The sequence below is a fragment of the Streptosporangium sp. NBC_01469 genome (assembly GCF_036227305.1).
In the GTDB taxonomy this organism is placed as follows: Bacteria; Actinomycetota; Actinomycetes; order Streptosporangiales; family Streptosporangiaceae; genus Streptosporangium.
This window is the reverse complement of record NZ_CP109465.1, coordinates 10,219,092-10,235,484: the sequence shown is the minus strand read 5'-3', so window position 1 is coordinate 10,235,484 and position 16,393 is coordinate 10,219,092. Positions and strand designations below refer to the sequence as shown.

The following is a 16,393-nucleotide window of genomic DNA, read 5'->3' as shown; positions in this document are numbered from 1 at the left end:
GACCTCAATCGCGCTTGAGGTCGCAGGCTGGGCGGCGGTGTACACGAGCGAGGGGAATCCTGTGAAGGCAGCTGCTTTTTTCGAGTTCGGCGGTCCCGAGGTGCTGCGGGTGACGGAGCTTCCGACGCCCGAGGCGGGCGAGGGGCAGGTGCGGGTACGGATCAGGGCCGCGGGCGTGCAGCCGTTCGACCTGGCCGTCCGGGAGGGGTGGAGCCCGCCGGGGGTGAGCGGTGAGCTGCCCCGGGTGCCGGGCAACGAGTTCTCCGGGGTCGTCGACCAAGTGGGTGCGGGGGTGGACGGGATCTCCGTCGGTGCCGAGGTGCTGGGCTTCAACCTGCTGAACTCCCACGCCGAGTACGTGGTCGTGCCCGCGGAGAACGTCACGCCCAAGCCCGCGAACATGCCCTGGGACGTGGCGGGCGGTTTCACCGCCGGGACCCAGACCGCCCACATCGCGCTGCGGCAGCTCGGGGTGGGGGAGGGCGACACGGTCCTGGTCCACGCCGCCGCGGGCGCGGTCGGCACCGCGGCGGTCCAGCTCGCCCGGCTCTGGGGGGCGACCACGGTGATCGGCACCGCCCGCGAGGAGAACCACGACTACCTGCGCGAGCTCGGCGCGATCCCCGTCACGTACGGCGAGGGCCTGCTGGAGCGGGTGCGCGCCCTCGCCCCCGGCGGGGTGGACATGGTCCTGGACGGCGCGGGCGGCGAGGCGCTGGAGGTCTCCCTGAAGTTGGTGAAGGGCGAGCGTGTCGTCACGCTCGTCGAGCACGGCAGGGCCGCCGAGCTGGGGGTGCAGCTGACCAGGGGGGTGCGGCTGGCGTCCCGCCTCGCCGAGCTCGCGGCCCTGTACGCCGAGGGCAGGCTCGTCTTCCCGGTGCGCCGGACCTACCCGCTGGAGCGGGCCGCGGACGCCCACCGCGAGGTCGCCACCGGGCACGGGCGGGGCAAGGTCGTGCTGGTCATGGACTGATATGGCCGTATCACTGGCCTTATGACCGTAATCCTTAGTAAGGTTTCTTGTTAATAACGTGCTATCCGTCGGCTCGTTGGACAGTTCTGCCTCCCATTTCCCGCTCCAGGAGGAGTCCACGTGCATCTGCGACACAAGCTGGCCACCGGTACCGCCGCCGCGATCAGCGTAGGGTCCCTGTTCGCCCTGCTGCCGTCCACCGCGGCGGTCGCCCACGGGTCCATGTCGAACCCGCCCAGCCGGGCGTACGTCTGCAAGAACGAAGGCCCGGAGACCCCCAAGTCGGAAGCGTGCAAGGCGGCCGTCGCGGCGGGGGGCACCCAGGCGTTCTATGACTGGCACGAGGTGTCCCGCCTTGAGGCCGGCGGCAACCACCGCCAGATCATCCCCGACGGCCAGCTGTGCGGCGCCGGGCGTGACAAGTATCGCGGCCTCAACCTCACCAGGAACGACTGGCCCGCCACCTCGGTCTCCCCGGGACCGCTCACGGTCACGTACCACGCGACCGCGCCGCACGCGAACAGCAACTTCGAGTTCTACATCACCAAGCAGAGCTGGAACCCCACCCAGCCGCTGCGCTGGTCGGATCTGGAGCACATCAGGACCTTCAACAACCAGAACCCCACCCAGTTCACCAACTGGACGATCAACCTCCCGCAGCGGAGTGGCCGCCAGCTCATCTTCTCGATCTGGCAGCGCATCGTGGGCAGCACCGAGGCCTTCTACACCTGTTCCGACGTGAACTTCGGCGGGGGCAACCCCAACCCCAGCCCCACGCCGACTCCGACGGTGACTCCGACGGTGCCCCCGACCCCGACGCCCACCCCGACTCCGACGAGCCAGCCGGGTGGCACCTGGAGGGCGGGCACCGCCTACGCGGTGGGCGCCACGGTGACCTACAACGGCGTGACCTACCGGTGCCTGCAGGCGCACACCGCGCTGGCCGGCTGGGAGCCGCCGAACGTCGCGGCCCTGTGGCAGCGCGTCTGATCCGGTGAAATCCGGCCGGGGTGGCCGCCGCCACCCCGGCCGGGATCGTCGCTCTCCCGAGAATCGAGGGGTTCGTCATGAAGCGTGCGGTTCCGGTGGTCCCGGTGGTCGTCCTGGGACTCCTCCTGCTCTCCGGCTGCGGTGCCGACAGCATCCAGGAACTCCGCGGAGGCCCGGCCGGTCACGGGGCGCACAGCGCCGCCGGCGTCGCCGGCGCCCCCGTTCAGGTGACGACGCCGTCCGCCTCCGATCAGGGCGCGGACAGCGGCCCGGGTCAGGGCTCGGGTCAGGGCGCCGACCACGGTTCCGATCACTCGGCGCACGGCGCCGGGGCGGGACTGCCCACCCCCTCGCCCGCCCCGCCGATGGGGACCGCCGCGGGAGTCGCCTTCAACCCCCCCGACGTGATGTTCCTGCAGATGATGGTGCCCCACAACACCCAGGGGGTACGGCTGGTGCGGCTGGTGCGCGAGCGGCCGGTACGTCCCGAGGTCAAGGAACTCGCCGAGGCGATCGGCGTGACCCAGGAGCGCGAGTCCGCCTCGATGTCCGGCCTGCTGAGCGCCTGGGGCCAGCCCGCCACCGCGAAGGAGGACGAGCACACCGCCCACGGCGGGATGCCCGGGGTGAGCGACGAGGAGATGGCGGCGCTGATCGCCGCGCCACCGGCCGAGTTCGAGCGGAGGTTCCTCGACATGTTGATCGCCCATCAGGACGATGCCACCCAGATGGCCAAGGTGGAGGTCGCGACCGGCCTGCACTCCAAGGTCACGGAGATGGCGAAGCGCGTCGACGTCTCGCGTACGGCGCAGATCGCGCAGATGCTCGCCCTGCGGGGCCAGTAAGGATTTGTCCTTACACTCCCTTTTGTGAGATATATTTCCTACTTGATATAAGGGGAATTAAGGGGAGAGTCATGCGCAAGATCTTTGGGGTCGTGGCCGGATTGATCCTGGCCGGAACCCTGGCCGCGTGCGGGGGGACGTCCACAGACACGGCCCAGCCCGCCGGCGGCACGCCGAAGGCCGACGCCCCGCTCAGGGTCGGGGTCAACCCCGTGCCCCACGGCGAGGTGCTCAAGTACGTCAAGGACAACCTCGCCGCCAAGGCCGGGCTGAACCTGGAGATCGTCGAGTTCACCGACTACGTCCAGCCCAACACCCAGCTCGACGAGGGCAACCTGGACGCGAACTACTTCCAGCACATCCCGTACCTGGAGGAGTTCTCCAAGGGCAAGGACATCAAGCTCAGCTGGGTCGCCCCGGTGCACATCGAGCCGCTCGGCCTGTACTCCAAGAAGATCAAGAACGTCTCCGAGCTCGCCGAGGGCGCCCAGGTGGCGCTGCCCAACGACGCGAGCAACCTCGGCCGCTCACTCAAGCTCCTCGCCGACAACGGCCTGATCACCCTCAAGGAGGGCGTCGGCGTCAAGGCCACCGAGCGCGACGTCGCGGACAACCCCAAGAAGCTGGAGTTCAAGCCCCTCGAGGCCGCCCAGCTGCCCCGCTCCCTGGAGGACGTGGACGCCGCGATCGTCAACGGCAACTACGCCCTGGAGGCCGGGCTGCAGCCTGCGACCGACTCCCTGCTCCTGGAGAAGGGCGAGGGCAACCCGTACGCCAACGGCCTGGTCACCGTCCCGGCCAAGGTGGAGGACCCCCGGATCAAGAAGCTCGCCGAACTCCTCGCCGGGCCCGAGGTCAAGAAGTTCATCGAGGACAAGTACAAGGGCGCGGTCCTGCCCGCCGAGTAGACCGTCCGGTGACCCCGCCCAGGGAAAAGGGATCGACACACCCTCGGCCGCGCCCCGCCCGTCTCACGGGCAGGCGCGGCCGGCGGTTTTCCCGGGGCCGTCGGGCCTGTGACGACGAGTGGGAGGCCGAGGTCCGCATCTACCTCCGCCGGTGACGTTTGAGATCCGCGTGGGGGATAGATGGTGATGCGTTGGCTCGAAGGAGGAGATCCCATGACCATCGCAGGCGGCATCGTTCTCATTATGCTCGGCGCCATTCTCACGTGGGCGGTCGAATTCGACATCGCCGGATTCGACATCAACGTCGTCGGTGTCATCCTGATGATCGGCGGTCTCGCGTGGCTCCTGTTCGCCGTGTACCGGCTCAGCCTCGCCCGCCGGGCGGTGACGGACAGCACGGCCACCACGGCCACTACGGTGATCGAGGACCCGGTCACCCACCGCCGCACCTACCAGGAGCGTCACTACAACGACCCTCCGGCGGTGTGACCCACAGGCCTCTCCCGTGGGGGAGCCGCGCCGCCCGCCGGTCCGGATCCGTTAGGGACCGGTTCCCGCGGGTAGGCGTGTCGTCTCAGTGAACGCGAACTTTCAGTGAACGCGAACGGAGGGGGCAGGACGTGAGCAGAGTCGTATCCCGCGGTGCGAGTGCCGTGAGCGGAATGCTCGGCGGCGCGATCGCCGGGGTCATCTTCAAGCAGGTGTGGAAGCTCGCGTCGGGCAAGGACGACGCCCCCCAGGCGACGTCGGACGAGTACGGCTGGGGCGAGATCCTCGTGGCGTCGGCCATCCAGGGCGCCATCTTCGGCGTGGTCAAGGCCGCGATCGACCGTTCCGCGTCCCGGAGCATCCACAGAGCCACCGGCAAGTAGGCCGTGAGGTCGCCACCGGCGACCGACCTCGTACGCGGCGGCCCCCGAATCCCGTCCACGGAACCGGGGGCCGCCGCGCGTCCGGAGCCGTGTCCGAGGTCGTGTCCAGAGTCGCGTCCGAGGTCGCGTTCGGAGCCGGACGGGCCGCGCGGATCGCATGAGTGCTCCAGCCCCGGCGGGGTCCGGGCGGGGTCCGGGCGGGAAGGGCCGACGAGTTCTCCCGCCCCGGCGGTCCGGGACGGGATGGCCCCCGGGGGAGGAGCCGTCAGGCGGCTCCGGGGCATGAGTGGGCTTCGCGGGGGCCGTCCGCCCGCGCGGGGACACGCGCCGGGACGCGGGAGGAGAGCACCTCCGTGTACACGGCGGTGGTCTGGGCGGCGACCCGGTTCCAGTCGTAGCGAGACCGTGCCCGCGCGACGGCCGCGGCGCCGTAGGCCGCCAACAGGGACGGCGCGGCGAGCAGCCGGCGCAGCGCGCCGCCCAGCGCGTGTGGCTCACACGGCGGGACCAGCAGGCCGGTGACCTCGGGGACGACGGTGTCCAGGTGCCCGCCCACCGCGGACGCGACCACCGGTACGCCGCAGGCCATGGCCTCCAGCGGCACGATGCCGAACGGCTCGTACCAGGGCATGCTGACCACGACGTCCGCCGAGCGCATCAGGGTGGGGACGTTCTCCCTGTCCACCCTGCCGAGGAACCTGACGCGGTCCGCGACGCCGCATCTGGCGGCCACGCGCGAGAGCCGGTCCGCCTCCGGGTCGTCCAGGTCGCCGCCGGCGACGACCAGGGTGGCGCCGGGGATGCGGGCGAGGGCGTGGATCGTGGTGTCCACGCCCTTGCGGCGGACGGGACGGCCGATGGCGAGCAGGACGGGCCCCGGGCCGAGATCCCTCCTCGGGCCGGAGGGGGTGAAGGATCGCACGTCGACGCCGCAGGGCACGACCCTCGTCCGGCTCCGGGGGATGCGCATCCGGCGCAGTTCCGCCACTTCGTCGGCGCAGGTCGCGACGACCGCGTCCACCTGGGAGGCGACCATCGCCTCGATCTTGAGGCGCTCGCGCGGGCTGGAGTCGGCCGTGCCCTGGTGCCGGCGCTTGACCGTGCCGAGGGCGTGGAAGGTGTGCACGATGGGGACGGCGGCGTCCCTCGCGGCGGCGAGGGCGGCCAGGCCGCTCATCCAGAAGTGGCTGTGGACCATGTCGGGTGGCGCGGCGCTCCACCGCCTGGCGAGCCATCGGCCGAAGTCCGGGATCCAGGGGAGCAGGTCGTCCTTGCACAGGGTCATGGCCGGTCCCGCCGGTACGTGGACCACGGTGACCCCGGGGGCGAGGGAGGTCTCCTCGGGCTGGGAGGGGCACTCCCTGCGGGTGTAGACGGTCACCTCGTGCCCGCGCGAGGCGAGCGCGAGGGACAGGGCGGCGACATGGACGTTCTGGCCCCCGGCGTCGGCTCCGCCGACGGCGGCGAGGGGGCTGGCATGCTCTGACACCATCGCGATCTTCATGGACACGACTCCACCGGGTGTACGGGGCAGGCGTGCCTGCGTCCTGGGCATGACCGCCTCCCCTGCCCTGAGCGGAGACTTTAAACGTGTTTGACCTTGGGATTCGCGGGAAGGCGAGGAGTTTTCGACGGAAAGGAGTTCGACGATGGAGGCTCCTCAGTACGTCGCGGCGCGCGTGCAGCGCGCGCTCGCCGAGGACGAGAGAACCACGGAACTCGGCATCCGGGTGGACATCCGGGGTGATCAGCTCTACCTGCGCGGCCAGGTCATCGGCCCCGAGCGCCGCGAGCTGATCGCGAAGGTGGCCGGTGAGGCGGCCCCGGGGCTGGCCGTCCACAACGAGATCGACATCGTGGACGTACGGGACCCGCTGGGGGAGGAGAGGCTGTGAGAGACGTGCGGATCGCGGCGGTCGGGGACGTGCACCTGGACGAGAGCCGCAGGGGGAGCTATCGCGAGCGGCTCCACGACATCGGGGAGAAGGCCGATGTCCTGCTGCTCGCCGGCGATCTGACCCGGCACGGCACCATGGAGGAGGGGCGGGTGGTGGCGGACGAGTTCCGCGACCTGCCGATCCCGGTGGTGGCTGTGCTCGGCAACCACGACCACCACTCCGACAGGCCCGCCGAGATCGCCGCCCTGCTGCGCGACACCGGGATCGAGGTCCTGCACGACGACGCGACGGTGCTCGACATCGACGGGGTGCGGCTCGGCGTTGCCGGCGGCAAGGGCTTCGGCGGGGGGTACGCGGGCAAGTGCGCCAGCGACTTCGGCGAGCCGGAGATCAAGGCGTTCGTCGGGCACACCAAGCGGATCGCCGACCGCTGGCGGGTGGCGCTGAAGGAACTGCAGGCCGACCGCAGGGTCGTGCTGTCCCACTACTCGCCGGTCAAGGACACCCTCGCCGGGGAACCACTGGAGATCTATCCCTTCCTCGGCAGCTACCTGCTGGCCGAGGCGGTCGACGCCGAGGGCGCCGACCTGATCATCCACGGGCACGCCCACTCCGGTACGGAGAAGGGCGTGACGCCGGGAGGCATCAGGGTGCGCAACGTGGCGTTGCCGGTGCTGGGCCGGGCGTACGGCGTGTATCTCCTCTGAGGCGGAACTTGAGGCGGAACTTGAGGCGGGACCTGAGTCGGAATCTGAGGCGGAATCTGAGGCGGGACCTGAGGTTCGGGAGCCCGGCGGCGGAGGCCCGGTAACGGGAGTTCGGTGCCGGGCTCGGTTTTGCCCGGCGGAAGAGGGGCGTGGTCCGGGGAAGGGGAGCGTGCCTCGACGCATGTCCCGGACACAGAAGAAGCGGGCCGGGGGATACCCGGCCCGCGAGGCTTCTGTGGGAGTTCGGGGCGCTTACGTTCTCACGGGTGTGAAACCCGCTACGTTCTCACGGGTGTGAAACCCGCGTCGAGATGTGTGCCGGCCTCAGGCCCGCACCGGACGGCGTACGGTCATCAGGCCGTACGGGAACCGCGTGCGGGTCGGGTGGCCCGCACCTGAACGGTGTGCGAGCGCTGGACTCGCACCGGTCGTGTGCTGCCGCGAGCGCGAGGCTCGCGTCACACATTGAAGATGCTCACGCCCCCGGGGCCGACGAGGAAGCCGAGGACGATCAGGACGATCCCCCAGAGGAGGTCGCGACGGGCCAGGATGACGTAGATCCCGGAGATGACGAGGACAACTGCGATGATCCAAAGCAAGGTAGCCATAACCGGCCTCTGCCCTCACAATTCACGACTTAACATCCTCGTCATCCTTGCTTCTGTACAGATCAACGATGGGCTGGATGAACCACAGCCAGGCGCTCAGCAGGGCCACGACCCCGGCGAACACCGCCGCGGGCCAGGCGTTGAGAACCGTCTCCGCGACCAGTGCGACCGAACTCGTCATCGCGACCGCGAGCCCGGCGGCCCCCGCGATGCCGAGCGCGTTGGCACGGTGCAGCATCTTCTCCTTCAGCCCGGTTCTGAACAGCAGGCGGTGCTGGGCGGCGGGGGTGATGAAGCAGACGGACGCGATGGCCGCGCTCAGGAGGGCGATGAAGAACAGCCAGTGCCCCAGGGTGTCCACTTTGTTGAAGCCCGCCGCGAACGGCAGGCTGAACAGGAAGGCGAACAGCACCTGCACGCCGGTGACCGCGACGCGCAGGCCCTGTAACAACTCGCCGAGCTCGCGGTCCACCCGTTCCTTGCGCGTCTCTCCGGGTTCAGGATGGTCTTTTTGTACGTGTTCGGGCTGAATCATGCGTTCCGTTTACCCGGGTAAAGGTTTCACATGCCTACCTGGGAAGCTATGGGGTACGCGTGGGCTATGGGAAGCCACAGTCACGAGGTCACCGACGCGATCCTGGAAACGCTGAAGCGGGCGAGCAGCGGGCTGAAGGACGCGGATGTCAGGTTCGCGCTCGCCGGGGGCTGTGCGGCCTACGCGCGCGGAGCCGCCCCCTCTCTCCACGACGTCGACTTCGTCCTCCCCCAGGAGGACGTGCCGCTCGCGCTTGAGGCGCTGGGCAAGCTGGGATTCGAGACGTCCAGGCAGCCGCCGGAGGACTGGCTGGTCAAGGCCTTCGACGAGGGCAGGCTGGTGGATCTGATCTTCTCGATCTGCGACCACCCGGTCACCCCCGAGCTGCTGAAGCGCGCGGAGCCGATGAAGGCCTCGGCGGTGATCCTGCCCGTCCTGGAGGCGACCGACCTGGTCATCTCGTGGCTGCTGCCGCTCTCCGAGCACAGCTGCGACTACGGGTCCCTGCTGCCCCAGGTCCGTGCCCTGCGCGAGCAGGTCGACTGGGACCGCGTCGCCGCCGTCGTGCGCGACTCCCCCTACGCCTCCACCTTTCTCATCCTCCTCCAGCGCCTCGACGTCATTCCCGGCCCCGTCGACCCCTCGGGCGACCCGACCTGGCCCTGAGCCGCGACCGGCCAGGGAATGCCTCGAAACCGGCTTCGGGAGGCCTTGGAAACGGGAGGCTCCGAAACGGGGGCCTTGGAAACGGGAGGCCCTGAGACGCGGCCGACCTACGGAAACGCAGCCGGAGACGCCGGGAGCGGAGCCGGGAACGGGAGAGGGGGCCCCGCCATCCGGCGGGGCCCCCTCTCGTCGTCCGGTGCTCCGGGGTTAGAAGGCACCCGGTCCGCCGCCGAAGGGGAAGCGGCCGTAGTACTCGCCGACGCGGTCGCGATACGCGGGCTCCTTGAAGTTCGACTCGTCGAACTCGGGGGCATCCTTGATCTCCTGCTTGGTGCGCGCGACGTAGATCTTCTTCTCCTGCGGATCGATCTGCGTCACCGTACTCGCGGGCAGGAGGACCTTCTTACCGAAGATCCATGGGCCCGTGTCGACGACGAGGTAGCTCTCGCCGACCTCGTACGTCGCCTCGTCGACGGAGCCGATCTTCCCGTCGGTGGCCTCGACGTGGTACCCGGCGACGTCGAGCGTCCTGTCCTGGCCGTACACGTCGGTGCGATAGTTCCAGAGCTCAGGCTGCATGGTTGAACATCTCCCTTGACTTGATACTCCGGGCTCCGGTCACGTACCCGAGCGAGGAGCCCTAAACGGCATTTGCCCAAGTCAGCCGGTATGGAACACTGTTCGCTCCACTCTGTTTCCGCCCGTGCCGCCAGGTCATCGCGGGGTTTCGCCACGCCCCGTCCGGCGGGAATTCCCGCCGTCTGATACCCCTCATGGGCATATATCGGCTTATGTGCGGACCACAGCGCCAGGTCCGGTAAGCTTGTCGAAGTCAAGCGCCGCTAGCTCAGTTGGTTAGAGCAGCTGACTCTTAATCAGCGGGTCCGGGGTTCGAGTCCCTGGCGGCGCACCATGACCGCAGGTCCCTGACCTGCGGTTTCTTGGTTTCTGAGGCTCTCCGGTGGAGCAGTTGATCTTGTTTGGTTGCTCGCTGGCTGCTCATGGGCACGGATCGGGCACGCGGTAGATCGTTTAGATCGCCTTCGTCGTTCTAAGCGTCTATCCAGAAGTTCTGTGCGTAACCGGGCGTGAGATCGCCGGGGTGTGCGGGTGTTGACATAGGCCTCGCCGGGGGTTGGATCGAGGTTGCCACAACGTCCACCCACCGGCGAGGTCGTGGTCAGTATGCGCCCGCCTATCGTGTTCGCCAATGCCCCTGCCACCTCGATCGAGCAATTACACGCCCAACTGCGAGGTCACTGGCGGCAGGCGATCCGCGCGGTGATGGTCTTGCTGTCGCTGCACGGCCTGCCGGCGGCGCAGATCGCCAACCTGCTGGACTACGACGCCGCCACCGTGCGCCGATGGATCGACCGGTTCAACCGCCACGGCCTGGCGGGATTGGCCGACCGCCCCCGCCCCGGCCGCCCTCACCTGGGCGGCGAGCATCTGACCGGCCGGATCACCAAGCTGCTGGCCCGGCCGGGACAGTGGACCCTCGCGCGGCTGTGGCGCTACCTGAACCGGCCCCGGTTGAGCAGGCGCACGCTGTATCGGCGTGTGCGGCTGGTGGCCGTCTGGCGGCGTCCCAAGCTGGTCGCGCGGGGCGACCCGGACCGTTGGCGGGTGGTGGCCGCCATTGCCGCACGGTTGCGAGCGTTGCCGCGCGGGGCGGTGGTCTGGGCCGCCGATGAAACCCACGTGCACCTGCTGCCCCACATCCGAGCGGGGTGGACCTTGCGCGCCGATCGTCCGGCCGTTGTCACGCCGGGCAAGAACCGGCAGGTCACCGTGTTCGGCGCTGTGGAGTTGACCACGGGGCGGTGGGTGTATCGGCTGGGCCGCCGGTGCGCGGCCGACTTCCTGCACCTGCTGGATGAGGTGGCCGCCGCGTTCCCGGCCGCGCCGAAGATCGTGGTGATCTGCGACAACGACAGCATCCACCATGCGCGGGCCGTCGCGTGCTACCTGCAGGCGCACCCGCGGGTGGAGGTGTTGTACGGGGCGCGTTACAGTCCGCACGACAATCCGGTCGAGCGGATCTGGGCCGTGCTTAAGGCGTTCATCGCCAACACTGCCGTCAGCTGGCCTGGCCGTCTCAGACAGATCCATGCCTTCTGCCCATCCCGTCCGGCGCGCGCCGGGTGGTCCAGGCGGTCACCAGCTACCACACCGTCGCTCTCACCATCTGGTTCATCGGCATCATCACCCTGATCGGCATCCGGTTCTGGTCGTACTGGAGCACCCTGCTCTGATACCCACGTCCTGGTCGAGAGCCGGCTCGGGCGGGCGAAATCGGCGGTTGACGGTGGGGTTGCCGGTAAGTGATAGTGATCCACTATCTGGATCCTATTCTTAGACCTAGGGAGGCTCCGCGTGACGTGGACGAAGAAGACCGCGGCCGCCGCTTCGGCGCTGCTTGTCGCAGTGGGGGGCATGCTGGTGACGGCGTCGCCCGCCGCCGCTGCCCTCTCTTGCCCGGTGAACCGGCTCTGCATCTACGACAGGGCCAGCTTTGGTGGTGAACGGATTGCCAGCGCAAGCACCAATGCCTGTTTCACGATGGAAGAGTTTAAAACGTTCGAGCACATCGTGTCGTACCGTAACAACCTGTCGGTAAATGCGATCGTCTGGCATGTGGACTTCAACAGTTGGGGCTACGTGAAGGCCCGCACGCTAGTGGCCGGAGGGTTCAGCAGCGACATCGGCGACGACGGCCTGGGCGCCATGTCGATGGACAAGGTGTGCATGGGGAACGCGAGTCCCTGACGCCCGGCGGGCGTCTCGCCACCCGGCTGTCCGCGTTCTGTTCTCGCCGCGCCTCCGCTTCCCTGCGAGGGCGCGGCTCCGGGCGCCGGGTGAGTGCCCGGTGAACACCACCGCGGGTAAGCATTCACGCCCACCGCATTCCGGCGTTGCATGGTCGCGGTGTGTGATCGGCTTCGGGTGTGGGCCGTCGCGGGCTGTGGCCCGGGCTCAGGCTGGTGTCGGGTCGGGTGGCATCCAGGCGCGGCCCAGGAGAGCGTCGCGGATCGTCGCCATGACGTCTGCGCCGTGTTTGGCGGCGGTGGAGATGTAGCCGCGGATGGCGTAGCGGTGCTCGGCGGTGGCCTCCGAGCGGAGCCTGCCGGAGATCTTCTGCTGGGTTTTGGCTGGACGGACGTCGCGTTCGGCCTGGTTGTTCGTCGGTGGCACGAGCAGGTCGTGAGCAAAACGCAGCACGTCGTCCTCACGGTCGCGCAGCACTTCCAGCAGGACGCGGCCGAAGGGCTGGGCGACGGTCTTGGCCGGTCCGGGGAGGCGGCGCACCTGCGACAGGCCGACCCGCACTCCGTGGCGGAAACTCTTGAGCCACATTGCCTTGGTGCCCGCCTCGATGGCGTTCTTGCTCTGCCGGCGGGCGAGGTTGGCGGCATGGATAAGCCCGCGCAGCGCGGTCTGGATCTGGGTCGGCCAGGCGGCTTCGGGGTAGGTCTCGGCGCAGTCTTCAAGATCGCGTAGTAGATGCGAGCAACACAGTTGGTGCAGGTGTTCGCCGAGGTGCTCGGAGTGACCGTCGAGGTCCGCGACGAGGGCGGCCTGATCCGCCTCATGGTCGCCGACGACGGCATCGGCGGCGCCGACCCGCACGCCCTGGGACTACGCGCCCTGTCCGACCGCGTCGCCGTCGTCGGCGGACGGCTCTCCGTCACCAGTTCCCCCCTGAACGGTACGCGCGTCACGGCCGAGATCCCTCTCACCCGTCAGGCGCTCGGCGAATAGGGCCTGGCCCTTGACGGCGGCACCCCGGTGACCCTCGACGGCGCGGAGATCCGGATTCCCGAGGCGCTTCGACGTGTGGCAGCCTGAGGTCGGCCGGTCAGGGGAGTGGAGGAGTGGGCCGCGTGGTAGGCGGATCTGTCGTAGTTCCATGGTCGGAAGCCGAGCTTTTCGTACAGGGCCGCGGCGATGGCGATGCCGCCCGGTCGAAGTCGCCGTGACCCGTCCGGCGGGATCAGGCTCGTGGGTTCACGACCGTTCTGCCACCGCGACGGCGCAGCAGGAGCCCGGTGACGGCGCCGAAGGTGATCAGGGAGCCGGTGAGCACGAGTGCCCGCCCGTCGGGGCCGGTCTCGCCGCCCCCGCCGGTGTCGGCTCCTCCGGCCGGTGTCTCGGCGATCTCGCCGTTCGCGTCCTGCGGGGTCTCGGTCGTCTCGCCCGTCCCGGCGTCCTCGTCCGTCTCGGTCCCGCCGACGGGCTGCGTGGCGGTGTCCGTCGGGGCGGGGTCGGTCGCCTGGCCGCCCGCGGCGACGGTGAGGGGGTAGGTCGTCAGGGTGTCCCTGTTCAGGGACTCGCACTCGATCAGCGGATTGGTGGGCAGGGTCCCGAAATTGATGGCGGCGGGCCGTACCGCCGCGGTGCCCGGATTGGACGAGGTGGCCGCGAGGGAGATCGAAGCCGTCGGCAGCGGGATGCTCTGACCCGCGCTGACCGCGTCGAGGGTGCCCACCCCGGTGGCGGAGGTCAGCCCGGGAAGGTTGCTGATGGAGGCGTACGCGTACAGCTTGGTGCCTTCGGGCAGTCCCGCGGCGGGCGCCGTCAGGCCGGTGCCGATGTAGGTGCCGCGCCAGCCGATCGTGAACGGCTGTCCCGTGGTGACGCCGGTCGGCATCGTCATCTCGACATCGATCTCGATGGTCTGCTTCTCGGTCACGCCGTCGGTGGTGCACTCGTACTCCACGGTGTCGGCCGCGACGACCGAGTCCTGCCCCGCGGAAGAGGGAAGGGGTTGCCAGAGGAGGGCGAGCCCTCCGGCCAGGGCGGCGACTGAGAGAACCGAGCGGACGCGCACGTCGCCTCCTGCTTACGACAGATGGGGCATAAGGGGAGACGGGGGATAAGGGTGTTTGGTTGACACCATCACCCGATCTTGTACGGCCGGGGTGCTTGTCCGCCAGGACGAAAAGCACCGGACGGGGCGCGTTCGCCCCATCCGGTGCCCAGGTCGGTTACAAGGCGACGAGGCTAGGAGGCGTAGACCTCGAACTCGGAGAGCTGGCCGGCGGGCCAGCCGCTGTTGGCGGTGAAGGTCAGGCGCAGGTGGCGCCTGCTGGTGGCCGGGAAGGTGTTCGAGTCCCTGGCGGCGCACCCACTCGCAGGCCGATGACCTGCGGTTTCTCGAAACGGCCCGCCCTGTGGCGGGCCGTTTTCGTGCTTGCGGGATCCGGGCGGGCGCGCGTGTACAGATCGTGTACATCGGCGTCGGACGCCGACGCTTCGCGCGCCGCTCGGCGGCCCCTTGCTGGAAGCCGGGCCCGTGACCACTCGCTGTGATCGGCTTCATGTTCCATTTCGGGGCGGTGGAGAGTAGGGGCGGTGGAGAGGAATGGTCGGGCGCGGCGTTGTCGTCGGCGTCACGGGCGGCGGTCACGCCGACGGCCAGGCGTGGCGCGAGGTCCGCGACGCTCGAACTCGGCCGCCGTCGGACCGGTCACGCCGTGTCACTCTCCTCGCTGAAGTGGATTCGTCCGGTACCGTTCACGGCTCGGCATTCATCCAGTCCTCAAGGAAGCCGGTCTCGCCGTTCTCCATCAGGACGATGAGGCTCAGCAGCGCGCCCCAGGTCTGGAAGGGTTCGCTGTTGGGCTTGTCGCACGCGCCGCCGTGAATGCTGGAGTAGTTCTCGTGCACGTGGCGCAGCTCGTTCCACTCCTTCAGCACGAGCCTGGCACTCCCCTCGGCGAGCCACCCGGCCACCGGCTTCTCACCCGCGCGCCGGAGACCCAGGTAGACGAGGAAGTTCACCGGTGGCCACGCCCTCCCGGACCAGTAGCCGCCGTCGTTCAGGTCGACCGGCTCGCTACGTGGTGAGGAGGGCAGCACCCATTCGCCGCCGAAGCCGTCGTTGGGGAGCAGATGCTCGGAGACCATCCGTCCGGCCCGGTCTCCGGCGCCCAGGCCGGCCAGGAGAGGATAGAAGCTCGTCGCGGACAGCCGCTCGGTCGGCAGCCCGGTGTCGGTCCGCCTGCTGCGGTAGATGCCGCTCCGCTCGTCCCACAGGGACTCCATCGCCTTGGTGACGGCCGCGTGCCGCTCCCGGAGCTCGCCCGCGGCCGCCTGGTCGCCGATGATGTCGGCGATCTCCGCGAGGGCCTCGCAGTCGGCGGCGTAGAGGCTGTTCAGCCCCACGTCGTGGGCGGCGAGCAGGCTCTTGGACGTGTCGAAGGGGACTTCGTCGAAGACCGGATGCCCGTCCAGGCCGGACTCGCACGTCGCGCCGAAGTGCTGATGGATCCGTGGGATGTCCTGCGGCGAAGGAAATTCCGGATCGAAGTACGTCGAACCCGCACAGATCAGATCGCCGTCCCGGCGTACCCGCCACCACCACCGGTTCCAGGAGAGCAGCGCGTCGAAGGTCTCCTCAAGGAACCAGACATCGCCGAACTTCCGGTAGAGCTCGCGCGTCACCAGCGAGCCGACCGGCGGTTGCGATCCGTCGATGGTCCGCCGCCCGGTGCCCTGCTCGACGTTTGGGACGAATCCCTCCGGCGTCAGCGCCCGCAGCATCTCGACCGTGTTGATGTAGGCGAGGTCCCTGCTGGACACGGCCGCCAGCAGGGCGTTGAAGAAGGCGTCCCAGCAGAACAGCGCGTATCCGCCGCGCTTGCCCACGTTCCAGAGCCGGCTGACCGTCGTGATCACCCGGGACCCGGCCGGTTCGTAGATCGTGTTCCACGAGATGGCGTCCCTGACGATCTCTCGGTGCTGCGCCAGCGCGTCCGTACCGGCCTTTCCGATGCCGGCGGAGGCCCGGGCGACGATCGCCGCGATCTCGCCGAGGTCGCGGGCGCGTCCGGTGCTGACCCCGACGGCGGAGGTCAGCTCCATCGCGAGGTACGGTCCGTCGATGTCGGTGTACGGGTCGTCGACGTGCGCGGCCGTGCAGAAGACGTCGACGGCCGCGCCGTCCGGGCCGGTGGCCGTGAGCCGGTCGCCCGTCCGGCTGACGTAGCCCGGCCGGTTCCACAGGTAGCCGGCCGCGACGGTCAGCAGCGCGCTCTTGTGCTGGTTGCCGGTCGGCGTCACCAGTACGACCAGGTCGTCGCCCGCATGGGCGGTCTGCACCCGGATGGTGATGCCCGCCCACCGCACGGTCACCTCCGTGTAACCGCCGTCGTAGGCGTGCCTGCCCAGGGTGACGGTCTCCGCGCCGTCCGTGCGGCGGCCGATCTGGACGGTGCGCAGTGAGGTGCCGCGGTAGTACTCCTTCAGACCGAAGGACAGGCCCAGCGCGTCGGGGAGCAGGACCTGGGTGAGCACGCTGCGTGTGTCCCAGGTGTTCCAGCCCCGCGCGAGCGAGTTCTGGACCTGGGCGTAGGCGACCTTACTGTCGTTCGTCATCGTTCCTTCAC

The 16,393-nt window shown here is 69.3% G+C and carries 19 protein-coding genes and 1 tRNA gene; 13 read left to right on the top strand and 7 right to left on the bottom strand.

The genetic code is table 11. The features are described from left to right. Window positions 1–61 precede the first annotated feature (61 nt). From OG587_RS44625 to OG587_RS44600, 6 genes are all read left to right on the top strand, one after another. Window positions 62–973, top strand: coding sequence for an NADP-dependent oxidoreductase (locus OG587_RS44625; protein WP_329084958.1), 912 nt, complete (start codon window positions 62–64; stop codon window positions 971–973). A 120-nt stretch (window positions 974–1,093) separates the two neighbouring features. After that, the gene (locus OG587_RS44620; protein WP_329084956.1) at window positions 1,094–1,963 is read left to right on the top strand and encodes a lytic polysaccharide monooxygenase auxiliary activity family 9 protein; all 870 of its coding nucleotides are present in this window, start codon (window positions 1,094–1,096) and stop codon (window positions 1,961–1,963) included. 77 nt (window positions 1,964–2,040) lie between these two features. Further along, the gene (locus OG587_RS44615) at window positions 2,041–2,808 is read left to right on the top strand and encodes a DUF305 domain-containing protein (protein ID WP_329084954.1); all 768 of its coding nucleotides are present in this window, start codon (window positions 2,041–2,043) and stop codon (window positions 2,806–2,808) included. 71 nt (window positions 2,809–2,879) lie between these two features. Further along, window positions 2,880–3,716 (top strand): MetQ/NlpA family ABC transporter substrate-binding protein, encoded by an 837-nt coding sequence (locus OG587_RS44610; RefSeq protein ID WP_329084953.1) that lies wholly within the window; start codon window positions 2,880–2,882, stop codon window positions 3,714–3,716. 213 nt (window positions 3,717–3,929) lie between these two features. Next, entirely contained in the window at window positions 3,930–4,205 is a 276-nt protein-coding gene (locus tag OG587_RS44605; protein ID WP_329084952.1) for a DUF6458 family protein, read from the top strand. A 131-nt stretch (window positions 4,206–4,336) separates the two neighbouring features. Beyond that, on the top strand, window positions 4,337–4,588 hold the full coding sequence (locus OG587_RS44600) for a DUF4235 domain-containing protein (RefSeq protein ID WP_329084950.1): 252 nt from the start codon (window positions 4,337–4,339) through the stop codon (window positions 4,586–4,588). 265 nt (window positions 4,589–4,853) lie between these two features. Here the strand turns inward: OG587_RS44600 and OG587_RS44595 are convergent, their stop codons facing one another. Next, window positions 4,854–6,092: a glycosyltransferase gene (locus OG587_RS44595; RefSeq protein WP_443075651.1), complete on the bottom strand. Its 1,239-nt coding sequence runs from the start codon at window positions 6,090–6,092 to the stop codon at window positions 4,854–4,856. Between the two features lie 145 nt (window positions 6,093–6,237). On the opposite strand from OG587_RS44595, the gene OG587_RS44590 reads away from it, so the two are divergent. Beyond that, window positions 6,238–6,483: a BON domain-containing protein gene (locus OG587_RS44590; protein ID WP_329084945.1), complete on the top strand. Its 246-nt coding sequence runs from the start codon at window positions 6,238–6,240 to the stop codon at window positions 6,481–6,483. Further along, a complete protein-coding gene (locus OG587_RS44585) occupies window positions 6,480–7,193 on the top strand; it encodes a metallophosphoesterase family protein (RefSeq protein WP_329084943.1) in 714 nt (237 codons plus the stop codon). The genes OG587_RS44590 and OG587_RS44585 overlap by 4 nt, the downstream gene beginning before the upstream one ends. Window positions 7,194–7,651: 458 nt before the next feature. Here OG587_RS44585 and OG587_RS44580 read toward each other — a convergent pair whose 3' ends face one another. Together OG587_RS44580 and OG587_RS44575 are read right to left on the bottom strand one after the other, a co-directional pair. Then, entirely contained in the window at window positions 7,652–7,801 is a 150-nt protein-coding gene (locus OG587_RS44580; protein WP_184719841.1) for a GPGG-motif small membrane protein, read from the bottom strand. Between the two features lie 22 nt (window positions 7,802–7,823). Next, window positions 7,824–8,336, bottom strand: a complete 513-nt coding sequence (locus OG587_RS44575; protein ID WP_329084938.1) for a DUF6328 family protein — start codon at window positions 8,334–8,336, stop codon at window positions 7,824–7,826. A 66-nt stretch (window positions 8,337–8,402) separates the two neighbouring features. Between OG587_RS44575 and OG587_RS44570 the strand changes: the two genes are divergently transcribed. Continuing rightward, window positions 8,403–9,002 carry a nucleotidyltransferase family protein gene (locus OG587_RS44570; protein WP_329084936.1) on the top strand — a complete coding sequence of 200 codons (600 nt, stop codon included), beginning with the start codon at window positions 8,403–8,405 and terminating at the stop codon, window positions 9,000–9,002. Window positions 9,003–9,209: 207 nt separating this feature from the next. Here OG587_RS44570 and OG587_RS44565 read toward each other — a convergent pair whose 3' ends face one another. Beyond that, window positions 9,210–9,581, bottom strand: coding sequence for a PRC-barrel domain containing protein (locus OG587_RS44565; RefSeq protein WP_329084934.1), 372 nt, complete (start codon window positions 9,579–9,581; stop codon window positions 9,210–9,212). A 257-nt stretch (window positions 9,582–9,838) separates the two neighbouring features. Between OG587_RS44565 and OG587_RS44560 the strand changes: the two genes are divergently transcribed. The 3 genes from OG587_RS44560 (at window position 9,839) to OG587_RS44550 (ending at window position 11,771) form a co-directional block, all read left to right on the top strand. After that, window positions 9,839–9,915: transfer RNA gene (locus OG587_RS44560), tRNA-Lys, on the top strand. Window positions 9,916–10,187: 272 nt separating this feature from the next. Then, the gene (locus tag OG587_RS44555; protein ID WP_329094206.1) at window positions 10,188–11,216 is read left to right on the top strand and encodes an IS630 family transposase; all 1,029 of its coding nucleotides are present in this window, start codon (window positions 10,188–10,190) and stop codon (window positions 11,214–11,216) included. Between the two features lie 162 nt (window positions 11,217–11,378). Next, complete coding sequence (locus tag OG587_RS44550) at window positions 11,379–11,771, top strand: peptidase inhibitor family I36 protein (RefSeq protein ID WP_329084933.1); 393 nt, start codon at window positions 11,379–11,381, stop codon at window positions 11,769–11,771. A 207-nt stretch (window positions 11,772–11,978) separates the two neighbouring features. Here the strand turns inward: OG587_RS44550 and OG587_RS44545 are convergent, their stop codons facing one another. Further along, window positions 11,979–12,521: an IS66 family transposase gene (locus OG587_RS44545; protein WP_329094204.1), complete on the bottom strand. Its 543-nt coding sequence runs from the start codon at window positions 12,519–12,521 to the stop codon at window positions 11,979–11,981. Here OG587_RS44545 and OG587_RS44540 point away from each other — a divergent pair. Next, on the top strand, window positions 12,507–12,764 hold the full coding sequence (locus OG587_RS44540) for a hypothetical protein (protein WP_329094248.1): 258 nt from the start codon (window positions 12,507–12,509) through the stop codon (window positions 12,762–12,764). The genes OG587_RS44545 and OG587_RS44540 overlap by 15 nt on opposite strands. A 232-nt stretch (window positions 12,765–12,996) precedes the next feature. Here the strand turns inward: OG587_RS44540 and OG587_RS44535 are convergent, their stop codons facing one another. Continuing rightward, the gene (locus OG587_RS44535; RefSeq protein WP_329084932.1) at window positions 12,997–13,833 is read right to left on the bottom strand and encodes a hypothetical protein; all 837 of its coding nucleotides are present in this window, start codon (window positions 13,831–13,833) and stop codon (window positions 12,997–12,999) included. Window positions 13,834–14,519: 686 nt separating this feature from the next. After that, the gene (locus OG587_RS44530; RefSeq protein WP_329084931.1) at window positions 14,520–16,382 is read right to left on the bottom strand and encodes an MGH1-like glycoside hydrolase domain-containing protein; all 1,863 of its coding nucleotides are present in this window, start codon (window positions 16,380–16,382) and stop codon (window positions 14,520–14,522) included. Between the last annotated feature and the right edge of the window lie 11 nt (window positions 16,383–16,393).

Coding starts and splice junctions, on each gene's coding strand:
- OG587_RS44610 (WP_329084953.1), top strand. CDS start 2,880: ATGCGCAAGATCTTTGGGGTCGTGGCCGGATTGATCCTGGCCGGAACC.
- OG587_RS44605 (WP_329084952.1), top strand. CDS start 3,930: ATGACCATCGCAGGCGGCATCGTTCTCATTATGCTCGGCGCCATTCTC.
- OG587_RS44590 (WP_329084945.1), top strand. CDS start 6,238: ATGGAGGCTCCTCAGTACGTCGCGGCGCGCGTGCAGCGCGCGCTCGCC.
- OG587_RS44565 (WP_329084934.1), bottom strand. CDS start 9,581: ATGCAGCCTGAGCTCTGGAACTATCGCACCGACGTGTACGGCCAGGAC.
- OG587_RS44595 (WP_443075651.1), bottom strand. CDS start 6,092: ATGAAGATCGCGATGGTGTCAGAGCATGCCAGCCCCCTCGCCGCCGTC.
- OG587_RS44615 (WP_329084954.1), top strand. CDS start 2,041: ATGAAGCGTGCGGTTCCGGTGGTCCCGGTGGTCGTCCTGGGACTCCTC.
- OG587_RS44530 (WP_329084931.1), bottom strand. CDS start 16,382: ATGACGAACGACAGTAAGGTCGCCTACGCCCAGGTCCAGAACTCGCTC.
- OG587_RS44580 (WP_184719841.1), bottom strand. CDS start 7,801: ATGGCTACCTTGCTTTGGATCATCGCAGTTGTCCTCGTCATCTCCGGG.
- OG587_RS44555 (WP_329094206.1), top strand. CDS start 10,188: ATGCGCCCGCCTATCGTGTTCGCCAATGCCCCTGCCACCTCGATCGAG.
- OG587_RS44540 (WP_329094248.1), top strand. CDS start 12,507: ATGCGAGCAACACAGTTGGTGCAGGTGTTCGCCGAGGTGCTCGGAGTG.
- OG587_RS44575 (WP_329084938.1), bottom strand. CDS start 8,336: ATGATTCAGCCCGAACACGTACAAAAAGACCATCCTGAACCCGGAGAG.
- OG587_RS44570 (WP_329084936.1), top strand. CDS start 8,403: ATGGGAAGCCACAGTCACGAGGTCACCGACGCGATCCTGGAAACGCTG.